The sequence below is a fragment of the Moorena sp. SIO3B2 genome, from assembly GCF_010692525.1.
In the GTDB taxonomy this organism is placed as follows: Bacteria; Cyanobacteriota; Cyanobacteriia; order Cyanobacteriales; family Coleofasciculaceae; genus Moorena; species Moorena producens.
Genome location: NZ_JAAHHE010000255.1, coordinates 1 through 8,748, shown reverse-complemented (window position 1 = coordinate 8,748; position 8,748 = coordinate 1). Strand labels below are relative to the sequence as shown.

Sequence of the window (8,748 nt, the reverse complement as noted above, 5' to 3'; positions counted from 1 at the left end):
TTATTGATGTTAATCTCAATGGTATTTATCGTACGATCAAGTTTTGTTTACCAGGAATGATCGAACGCAAGTGGGGTCGCATTATCAACATTGCTTCTACTGCTGCCTCAGTTGGTAATCCTAATGTTCCTGCCTATTGTGCTTCTAAAGCAGCAGTGGTTGGGCTAACTCGTTGTGTGGCTTTAGAAGGAGCGCCTCATGGGGTATCCTGCAATGCCATTAGTCCGGGTTGGGTAGAAACGGAGCTTGGCAAAAACGCGATGAGAGAGTTTGCTGAATCTGAAGGTCGAAGTTTTGCGGAATATTTTGAAGAAGTTAAGCAGAGCTACCCCCAGAAAAGGATCATACAGCCTCAAGAAATTGGCGAACTAGCTGCTTTCCTCTGCCGAGATGAAGCAGTTGGTATGACAATGCAGGAGCTAACTGTATCTGCGGGGTCTCTATGGTAATAAAAAGAATTGGTAATTGCTGCCCACCATATTAAAGCCCTACAAGCAGTTCAACCCAACGGACCCTATCTACTAGGTGGTCATTCTTTCGGGGGAAAAGTCGCATTTGAGATGGCTCAACAATTACGGAATCAAGGACAGGAAGTATCTTTGCTGGCCATTATGGAATTCATATAAAATCCGGATAATTAATCATCACAAAAGTCTAAGGTGTTAGGTGGCAGGTGGTAGGTGGCAGGTGGCAGGTGGCACGGAACTGAAAAATACTGTTCAATCAGGGTTTTTGCGATTAGATGAATAATCAGCCCTTTTACCATTACCCTAAAACCTAAAACCATTACCCCGATGTATTGAGTCTTCAACCGGACATGATATCAGGTAGAGGTTCCGGCTCCAGAAAAAGATGCAGCTCAATGGGATAATATAGCAGTCGCCAGCGATGCAGCGCGGTCTTGGGGGTTTCCCCCATGAGCGACTGCATCAAGACAGGGCAGTTAGGACATGACAAAAGTCTCAAACCTAAGTAAGCGCAAGAGTTTGACTTCTGACTTCTGACTTGCGGACTTCTGACTTCTGCTATACCAAGTCCATAACCAACCTAGCCAGTATTTACGAAAGCATTTTGGGTCAAAACCTCAAGATTTCGCCAAAAATACTTCAGTCTCTAGATGGGGATGAACAACTGAGCTATCTCCTGGAACAATTGCAAAAGTCTGGACAGATGTTGAGTCAAACTGAGTTGAAGCGAATTCTGGCAGTTTACAAGGCTAATACTGAAGCCAGTGCTGGCTATCTACCCCAGAAGATTGATTCAATTCCGATTAACTTCTTCCGAGCCAGTGAGGTTGGTGCTTTAGGGAATTATTTACCAAAAAGTTTGGGTTTAAAGCCCCGTCCTTCTAGGACGGCTTTTTATTTTTGAGTCTGCCCGGATATTTGTCGCCAAATGGTGTAAGATAAAATAGTAACGGAGGAGGTCGATATCCGGTGACCATAATTGAGTTCAAAGCCTACGGTAAAGAAAGTCAGTACTCTGCAATAGATGAGGCTATTCGGACAGTCAAATTCATTCGCAATTCTTGCATTAGATTATGGATGGACAATAAAGGGACTGGGAAGTATGACCTTAGCAAGTATTGCAAAACACTGGCCAAACAATTCCCTTTTGCTAATGAACTGAACTCAACCGCGCGACAGGCAGCGTCTGAGCGTGCATGGTCATCGATTGTCCGATTTTATGACAATTGTAAGAAGAAGGTACCAGGAAAGAAAGGTTTTCCTAGATTCCAAAAACATTGTCGCTCTGTAGAGTACAAGCAATCTGGATGGAAACTTTCACCTGACAAGAAGTCTATAACCTTCAGGGACAAAAAAGGCATAGGAAAGCTCAAACTCAAAGGAAAATGGGACTTGTGGCGCTTTGATATAAAGCAAATCAAACGAGTTCGCATTGTAAAAAGAGCTGATGGCTACTATGTTCAGTTTTGTGTTGCAGTTGATGTGAAAGAGGAACTAGCCCCCTCTAAAAGGACTATAGGATTAGATGTAGGTCTAAAAGAGTTCTATACTGACTCTGATGGAAATACTGAACCTAACCCTAGATTTTATCGCAAAGGCGAAAAGCGACTAAAATTTTATCAACGTCGAGTTTCTCGGAAAAAGAAAGGTTCAACTAACCGCAAGAAAGCCATCAATAGACTAGGTAGGCATCACCTTAAAATAAGTAGGCAGCGTGAAGAACATGCCAAGAGACTGGCACGTTGCGTAATCCGGTCTAACGATCTGGTCGCCTATGAAGATTTAAGGGTAAATAACCTGGTTAAAAACCATTGTCTTGCCAAGTCTATTAATGATGCAGGTTGGTATCAATTTAGGAAATGGTTAGAGCATTTTGGAATTAAGTTTGGCAGGGTCACGGTTGCAGTGAATCCTGCCTATACCAGCCAAAATTGCTCCGAGTGCGGTGAAACAGTGAAGAAGTCATTGTCAACTAGGACTCACGTCTGTAAGTGTGGTTGCAAGTTAGACAGAGACCATAACGCCGCAATCAACATACTCCAACAAGCCTTGGGTACGGTGGGGCACACCGGAACCTGGGTCATAGACCCGTTCGCGTAGCGTCGGGTTCCCCGAAACGCTTCAGGAGATTTAGCCTCTACTGTTCTTGGTTCCGGCCAGGTTCAGCAAGCCGAATCGTTGAGTGAAGAATCCCCGTCCTTATAGGGCGGGGAGTGTCAACTAATCAGGAAATGACTCTAGAAGATCCAACTTGGGGGTGGAGCCAGATTGCGACCCAATCCTTAGAGTGTCATATTCCGGAAACCATTTCACTATGATTATGGAGCCTCACGTTCGGATTTTAGCTCAACAGCTCAAAGCTGAGCGGGATAAGTAAACTAAGAACGGAAGTTCCCCCAAGCAGAATGAATATTATCCCAATGTAGCCGGAATTGATATAATTTGTGATCACGTTCGGTCAAAAAAACAGGAGAAAAAGAATGTCAAAAGCACAGGATATATTTGGCTATCAAAGCTTAAGCCAAGAAAAACCTCATAAAAAAGAGTTATCTAGGGTAGATCGGTTTGCGAGTATTGAGATTCGCCAAGAGCGCGGGGATATTCCCACACCAGTTTGGGAAACTCTCCTCAAAAGCAGCTACAAACAGCATTGGAAAGATTTACATATTCAGAAAAGCGCCATGGAAATGGTTATTTATCCGATGCTAATGTACGAACTACGACCAAAAACAATTATCGAAATTGGTGCATTTAACGGTGGAAGTGCAGTTTGGCTAGCAGACAATTTGCAGTTGTTTGGGATTGAAGGTCAGATCTACTCGGTTGATATAAATCTATCTTTTTTAGATGAAAAAGCTAAAAAAGACGAGCGCATTCATTTTTTAGAAGGAGATTCCTACAAAATTGATGAAGTATTTCCTGCCGAGATGCTTTCTGGACTTCCCCACCCTTGGTTGGTAATAGAAGATGCTCACTTCAATATAGTTGGAATCCTTGAATATTTTCACCAAAAAGGTTTACAGACAGGAGATTACTTGATCGTTGAGGATACTAACTTATACGGTTGGGAATATTGGAATGAAAGTTTTAATGATGAAGATAATGGAGAGGCAAAACAAGAAAAAAATAATTGTGTTAAAGATTTTTTGCTAAAGTATACAAACGATTATCGAATTGATACTTACTATCAAGATTTATTTGGTTACAATGGTTCAAAGTGTTGGAATTCAATTATGAAAAGAGTCTAAACAGCATGATAAAAAGCCAGAGCTATCCTGGTTTTATGAGGGGGGATAGTATAACTAATTCATGACTAAAAACACAAGTTGCTAGTTATATACCTAATCTTTTGAGATCCCCCGTTGGTCCCCCTATAGCCCTTCGGGCATACGCCAAGGGCGTAGAACAAGGGGACTTAGGTGTGTGTTAACACTTAACCTTTGTATAACGTTTATAGGGCTCATGAGGTACACATTATTTTTTATCTCTTCCCTCTTCCCTGCTCCCTGCTCCCTGCTCCCTGCTCCCTGCTCCCTAAAAACCAGAAATTTGTACCTCACAAGTCGTAGAATTGCTATAACTAGCAACTTACGTTAAAACCTCTCTTAAGAATGTAGAAAATAGTGTTCAGTAAAAGTATGAGCAAAAAAACAGATACGGTACATTGGGTATACAGTTCTCAAAACAATCAAGAATTAGCCGAAAGGTATGATGTATGGGCTAAGGAGTATGAGCAAGATTTGTTGCCTGAAAACTATACCGGACCCGAACCCGCCGTCGAGGTTTTGGTCAAGTATCTTTCTAAAGAAGCCAAGATATTAGATGCTGGGGCGGGAACTGGGCTAGTCGGGCAAGTTCTTCATCAGCGCGGATATGGCAATCTAGAGGCAATGGATATTTCAGCAGGGATGCTGGAAGAAGCGAGAAAAAAGAACGTTTACATCGCACTTCACCAAGGAATATTGGGCGAACCTTTAGCCTTGGCAACGGACACCTTTGATGGGATTATTAGCGTCGGAACGTTCACATTAGGCCATGCTCCCAGCAGTGGTTTTGATGAACTAATTCGTATTACTAAGCCAGGGGGATATATCATTTTTACTATTCGTCCCGATTATTACCAGAATAGTGATTTTAAAGACAAGCAAGCAGCCCTAGAAGCTGCTGGGAAGTGGAAGTTAGTTGAAAAAGGAGAGCCATTTGCTAACCTACCGGAAGCCGAACCAGATATTTATTTACAAGTCTGGGCCTATAAAGTTTGCTAGTTATTAGGCTCGAACTCTAAGCAACAGAAAAACAAATGTTGAAATTAGACTATAAAGAGTTAATTCAAAGCGATCGCTTCCTAACCCTTGACGGGAAGCGTTTTCATTACATCTGGTTATATGACCATTGTTTGTGTCCTCGGTGTTATCATCCTAGTTCGTTTCAGAAAATTAACGATCTCAGCGATCGCCTAGAACTGCCAAAACCCAAATCCGTGCAGTTCCAAGATGAAAAACTCATCATTGACTGGGATGAAGACCCTCCCCACCGCAGTATTTTTCCCCGATCTTGGCTCCTGAGTCGTGCCTACGACCCCAAACCGGAACCTAGGTTATCTCCTAGGGAAAAGCAACTTTGGGACAAAGCTTGGTTAGATGCCAATCCACCAGAGTGGTGTGAATATAGTAATGGTTCTTTTGAATTCTGGATGAATCAACTTTCTACCCTAGGGTTTACCCTATTGCGAAAAATGCCTTGGGAGAAGTTAGAGACTTTCGTCTCTTCCATTGGACCAATTTACTATCTAGCTCAATACGGACGCTACTCCACAGTTAAGGCTATCCCAAATGGTCAAGACTTGTCTCTCTCAGCAGCGGGTAATGCCTTATCACCCCATACCGATATCACCTTCTTGCCTACCCCACCCATTGTCCAACTACTCTATTGTGTAGAAAATGAAGCCTGTGGGGGTGAGTCCACCGTAGTAGACGGTTTTCGTGTGGCTCAGGATTTTCGTCAAGATCATCCCCACTACTTTGAAATTTTAACTCAAACCCCTGTCACCTTTTGGCAACTTTACCAGGACTGGGATTATTATGTTTCCCAGACAAAGCCAATTATCAAACTAAACGACACTGAGGAAGTAACTAACATATTCTTCAGCCACAAAAATTTGGGATTAGATTTACCATTCGAGCAGATGGAAAGCTTTTATGAAGCTTACTATGGATTCTTTCGCTACCTAAAAAAACCGGCTTACGAATACTGTTTTCGGATGCAACCTGGAGACTGCTTGTTAGTGCAGAATTTCCGAATTCTACACGGACGTAAAGCTTTTGACGCCAGTTCTGGCTCTAGACACCTGGAAACAGCATATATGGATTGGAACTACTTTGCAGGACGACAGAATTTCCACCAGGTTCAGTCTTTTTACAGATAAGCAATAGGATTATGGGATTATGACTATCACGGGTTACACAAGAATGGATACCCTGACTAAGGAACAGTGGGATTTTACGAATCAATGTTTTGAAGAACTTGTAAACAGTCTGACAGACCGGATTGTTAAAACATTGCTAGACTTGCGCGGTCATAAGATGGGAAGTCAAGTAGACCGCTTAGAACATTGCTTACAAACAGCCACTCGGGCATTCCGGGATGGTGCTGATGAAGAAATGGTTGTTTGTGCCCTGCTACACGATATTGGTGATGACCTCGCGCCCTACAATCACGGTCAAGTGGCCGCCGCGATTTTACGGCCTTATGTGTCTCCGGAAAATGCCTGGATGATAGAACATCACGAAGTGTTTCAAGGCTATTACTTTCAGCACTTTATTGGTGGCGATCGCCATGAGCGCAACAAGTTCAAAGGTCATCCCGCTTTTGAGCAAACCATTATTTTCTGCGATCGCTGGGATCAATTATCTTTTGACTCTAATTATGACACCATGTCTCTGTCTGATTTCCGACCGATGCTCGATTCGATTTTCAGTCGCCAACCCAGGATTTAGCATAAAAAGGATTGCCAATAAAGTTGTTAAAACAATAATTATGGATTATAAAACTGTTATCCAAGAAAAACAACACCATAATCAACGGTTAAAACCCAACCGATTCGCTAAAATCTCAGAACGAACAGATCGATGCGATATTCCTGTTGAAGCTTGGATTCCTCTGCTGGAAAATGCCATGTTACAGACTTGGAAAGGGATAATTCTGAATAAGTCCGTAACCGAAATTGGGGTTTACCCTATATTAATCCACGAACTCCAACCAAAAACGATTATCGAACTTGGTGCATTTAACGGAGGAAGTGCCATTTGGTTGGCGGATCATTTGGAACTATTTGGCATAAAAGGTAGAGTCTATTCGATGGATATCGATCTCTCCCTTTTAGACGAGGTAGCAAAACAAGACTCTCGGGTGCATTTTTTGCAGGGAGATTCCAATGACTTGGCTGCTACCTTTCCTAGTCAAATGCTTTGGGATCTGCCTCATCCTTGGTTGCTGATTGAAGACTCCCACGTCAATCTGGTTGGTATCCTAGAATATTTTCATCAAAATGGCTTTCAGAGTGGAGACTACTTAATTGTCGAGGACACGAGCCAATCAATGTGGGATTATTGGCGCAAACACTGGGATGATGCTGCCGAAGTTGAGGAAGGAGCGCGGAAACTGAAGGATTTGAGGGATTGGTTGCAAAACCACGAAGACGAGTATCTGATAGATACCTACTATCAGGATATGTACGGCTACAACGGGTCAAAAAACTGGAATTCTATTCTCAAAAGAGTTTGAATTCAAAGGTGTCAGTCCAGTAGGGTGAATTAATAACATACCCTACTAGTTATAACGTTTCCAGTCCAGCTTGGCGGAAGTCCTGCCAGTAAATCTAGCAGCTGATCTGCCCCCAGAGCGATCACCCTATTATCCCTTACTCCCGTTAAGTAACCACTACCTTAATTGCTGATAAGCCACCGTCACTAGTCAAGTAAACCGGCAAAATCAAAGTTTTATTGCGCAGAATAATTTTTGAAACCAAAATGCTTGATAATGAACTTCACGAATTTAACAGACTTAACTCAAGTTCACATCTACTACCGGATTCACTATGTCCTTACCCAACTTGATCGACAAGTCAATAGCTTCTGACCAACTCCAATTAACCCATCGGCCTCGACGTCTGCGCCGTACAGCAGCCTTTCGTCGGATGGTCCAAGAGACTCAACTGACGGTTAATGACCTGATTTATCCAGTATTTGTGATGGAAGGTCAGGGTCTAAAACCAGAGGTTAAGTCCATGCCAGGGTGTTACCGCTATTCTCTGGACTTATTGCTCAAAGAAGTAACCGAGGCATTTGAACTGGGGATTAATGCGATCGCACTTTTCCCCCTCATTCCCCAGGACTTGAAAGATGCTACCGGTACTGAAAGCTACAACCCTGATGGATTAATCCAACGCACCATCAGAGCAATTAAGCAAGAAGTTCCAGAGCTGATGGTAATTACCGATGTTGCCCTTGATCCCTTTTCCAGTGATGGTCATGATGGCATTGTCACCGAAGATGGCACTATCCTAAATGACGCCACCGTGGAAGTGTTGATAAAAATGGCCCTATCTCAAGCTGCAGCTGGGGCAGATATGGTTGCACCTTCCGACATGATGGATGGACGCATTGGTGCAATTCGTAAAGCTCTAGATGGTGAGGGCTACACTGATGTCGGAATTCTGGCCTATTCCGCTAAATACGCCTCCGCTTATTATGGTCCATTCCGGGATGCCCTAGATTCAGCTCCTAAATTTGGTGACAAAAAGACTTACCAAATGGATCCCGCTAACGCCCTTGAAGCCCTAAAAGAAATTGATTTAGATATCTCAGAAGGGGCAGACATGGTGATGGTTAAGCCAGCTTTAGCCTATATGGATGTTATCCACCGGGTTAGACAGCATACTAATTTACCCGTTGCTGCGTACAACGTTAGTGGTGAGTACGCCATGATTAAAGCAGCCGGTCAGAATGGTTGGATTGATGAGAAAAAAGTCATGATGGAAACCCTGACTAGCATGAAGCGGGCTGGTGCTGACTTAATATTGACCTATTTTGCCAAAGAAGTAGCTACAATCCTGCAGTAAGGAATTGAACCGTAGTTAGCGGTCAGCGGTCAGTTATCAGCGGTCAGTTATCAGCGGTCAGCGGTCAGCGGTCAGCCGTTGGCCTTTGGTTGATAGCTGATAGCTGTTCGCACCTCAAGCAGCGTGGCCATTCGCGTAGCGTGGCCAACGGCCAAGGCCAAG

8 protein-coding genes and 2 pseudogenes are annotated in these 8,748 nt (G+C 43.3%); all 10 read left to right on the top strand.

Translation table 11 applies throughout. From position 1 onward, the window contains the following. On the top strand, nucleotides 1–449 hold a 449-nt coding region (locus tag F6K38_RS30085), incomplete at its 5' end, for an SDR family NAD(P)-dependent oxidoreductase (RefSeq protein ID WP_287358736.1). Between the two features lie 15 nt (nucleotides 450–464). After that, nucleotides 465–617, top strand: a pseudogene (locus F6K38_RS30080) (thioesterase domain-containing protein); the annotation flags it as partial. A 454-nt stretch (nucleotides 618–1,071) separates the two neighbouring features. After that, complete coding sequence (locus tag F6K38_RS30075) at nucleotides 1,072–1,371, top strand: thioesterase domain-containing protein (protein ID WP_165691873.1); 300 nt, start codon at nucleotides 1,072–1,074, stop codon at nucleotides 1,369–1,371. A gap of 65 nt (nucleotides 1,372–1,436) precedes the next feature. Continuing rightward, a pseudogene (locus F6K38_RS30070) lies at nucleotides 1,437–2,672 on the top strand (RNA-guided endonuclease InsQ/TnpB family protein). A gap of 275 nt (nucleotides 2,673–2,947) precedes the next feature. After that, nucleotides 2,948–3,715 (top strand): CmcI family methyltransferase, encoded by a 768-nt coding sequence (locus tag F6K38_RS30065; RefSeq protein WP_008180719.1) that lies wholly within the window; start codon nucleotides 2,948–2,950, stop codon nucleotides 3,713–3,715. A 390-nt stretch (nucleotides 3,716–4,105) separates the two neighbouring features. Next, nucleotides 4,106–4,732 carry a class I SAM-dependent DNA methyltransferase gene (locus F6K38_RS30060; protein WP_008180714.1) on the top strand — a complete coding sequence of 209 codons (627 nt, stop codon included), beginning with the start codon at nucleotides 4,106–4,108 and terminating at the stop codon, nucleotides 4,730–4,732. Nucleotides 4,733–4,767: 35 nt separating this feature from the next. Continuing rightward, on the top strand, nucleotides 4,768–5,892 hold the full coding sequence (locus F6K38_RS30055; RefSeq protein ID WP_008180713.1) for a TauD/TfdA family dioxygenase: 1,125 nt from the start codon (nucleotides 4,768–4,770) through the stop codon (nucleotides 5,890–5,892). Between the two features lie 19 nt (nucleotides 5,893–5,911). Beyond that, the gene (locus F6K38_RS30050; protein WP_052308411.1) at nucleotides 5,912–6,463 is read left to right on the top strand and encodes an HD domain-containing protein; all 552 of its coding nucleotides are present in this window, start codon (nucleotides 5,912–5,914) and stop codon (nucleotides 6,461–6,463) included. A gap of 40 nt (nucleotides 6,464–6,503) precedes the next feature. Beyond that, on the top strand, nucleotides 6,504–7,250 hold the full coding sequence (locus tag F6K38_RS30045) for a CmcI family methyltransferase (RefSeq protein ID WP_008180711.1): 747 nt from the start codon (nucleotides 6,504–6,506) through the stop codon (nucleotides 7,248–7,250). Between the two features lie 313 nt (nucleotides 7,251–7,563). Then, nucleotides 7,564–8,586, top strand: coding sequence for a porphobilinogen synthase (gene hemB / locus F6K38_RS30040; RefSeq protein ID WP_287266181.1), 1,023 nt, complete (start codon nucleotides 7,564–7,566; stop codon nucleotides 8,584–8,586). Nucleotides 8,587–8,748 lie beyond the last annotated feature (162 nt).

Coding starts and splice junctions, on each gene's coding strand:
- F6K38_RS30065 (WP_008180719.1), top strand. CDS start 2,948: ATGTCAAAAGCACAGGATATATTTGGCTATCAAAGCTTAAGCCAAGAA.
- F6K38_RS30060 (WP_008180714.1), top strand. CDS start 4,106: ATGAGCAAAAAAACAGATACGGTACATTGGGTATACAGTTCTCAAAAC.
- F6K38_RS30055 (WP_008180713.1), top strand. CDS start 4,768: ATGTTGAAATTAGACTATAAAGAGTTAATTCAAAGCGATCGCTTCCTA.
- F6K38_RS30050 (WP_052308411.1), top strand. CDS start 5,912: ATGACTATCACGGGTTACACAAGAATGGATACCCTGACTAAGGAACAG.
- F6K38_RS30045 (WP_008180711.1), top strand. CDS start 6,504: ATGGATTATAAAACTGTTATCCAAGAAAAACAACACCATAATCAACGG.
- hemB (WP_287266181.1), top strand. CDS start 7,564: ATGTCCTTACCCAACTTGATCGACAAGTCAATAGCTTCTGACCAACTC.